Source organism: Campylobacter concisus (genome assembly GCF_002914195.1).
GTDB classification, from domain to species: Bacteria; Campylobacterota; Campylobacteria; order Campylobacterales; family Campylobacteraceae; genus Campylobacter_A; species Campylobacter_A concisus_M.
This window is the reverse complement of sequence record NZ_PPAU01000109.1, coordinates 1-1,358: the sequence shown is the minus strand read 5'-3', so window position 1 is coordinate 1,358 and position 1,358 is coordinate 1. Positions and strand designations below refer to the sequence as shown.

The 1,358-nt window shown below is 35.6% G+C and carries 2 protein-coding genes; both read left to right on the top strand.

Going from position 1 to position 1,358, the window contains the following annotated elements; translation table 11 throughout:
• On the top strand, nt 1–796 hold a 796-nt coding region (locus tag CYP28_RS10385), incomplete at its 5' end, for a hypothetical protein (RefSeq protein WP_181000434.1).
• Nucleotides 797–813: 17 nt separating this feature from the next.
• A partial coding sequence (locus CYP28_RS07605) for a hypothetical protein (RefSeq protein WP_141090919.1) occupies nt 814–1,358 on the top strand: 545 nt, incomplete at its 3' end.

The following is a 1,358-nucleotide window of genomic DNA, read 5'->3' as shown; positions in this document are numbered from 1 at the left end:
GATATTACTAGGCAGTCTGCTTGCATTTAGCACTTGTGCATTTGCAATAGATGAGAACAATATAAGCAAAGAGATAGATGCTTTAAATATTGCCAACAAAACAGAATTTAAAAAGAATTTCACAAAACTCTTAAAGGAGTTTCCAGACAATGTTAATCTTGGAAATTTCACTCAACTGAAAAATGCTGGCACTATATTGCTTACCGTTACAACAGCCGATGGAACAAATATACCAGCATTTGTAGCACAAGATGGCAAGATGATTAATGGTCTTGGTGCATTATTTGTTGCTGATGACGAAACAAGCTTAGAGATCAAAGACTATATCGTAGAGGTAACAAAAAACAACAAAAAGGTAAATCTTGAAGATGAGGCTGCAAATGCCAAGCTAGAAAAGGTAGTCGGTGCTATCCCAGAAGAATATGTGCTTGAATTTAACCACAAAGATAGCAAGCAATATGCCATTGTTTTAACTGATCCAGAATGTCCGTTTTGCAGAAGACATCTGGCTTATGAATTGCCTGAGCTAGTAAAACAGATGAATGTAAAAGTCTATTTTACACCAGTTCATCCAGACTCGTCATTTGTGAAATCTATGCTGATACTAAGCGAGGGACGTGGAAAAAGTAATGATGAAAAATTAAAAATCATGAATAAATACTATGATGAAAATGCTAAGGTGAGTGCTGAACAAGAAAAGATCGATATTTCAAAACTAAAAGTTTATAGGGATGTGATCTTGACTGAAAGCGGTATCCGTGGAGTGCCTCACACTTCTGTTTATGATAAAAAATAAGAGTTAAGGAGAATAAGATGAGCGATAATATTTTTGCCAACATGGATTGGGGTGATGGACTTGACAATGACTACGATGAAGTAGAGCATAATTGGGATCTATACAAACAAAAATATGGACTTAAAGGTTATTGCCCCGTCTATTTAGATAACTTAGAATACAACTGGGAGCTTGCTAAGCTCCAGTGGGATAAAAATAAGACCAAGAGCGAGATTGTCACCAGAGAGTATGAAGGTGTCTTTATCGTCTATGATAACCCTGATGGCGATTTTTTAAAGAACATAGATCGAGCAAAAAAAGAATTCCCTACTCGTAAATTTATACTAAAAACTTGGGATGACAAAAAATACTACTTTGTGGATCTTGATGCAGAAGGCGATGAAGTTTTACAGACAAATTTTGAAGGATATAGTGAAAAGAATACCCTTATTCGGTTACTGCTGTTTCATAAATACATAGAGAAACTACCTGATTGGGAGAAATATAAACGTGTAAAATATATGCAGCAGCTTGAATATTACGCTATGCAGTCACAAAGCGTTCCTTTTGGAGAATACTTGGA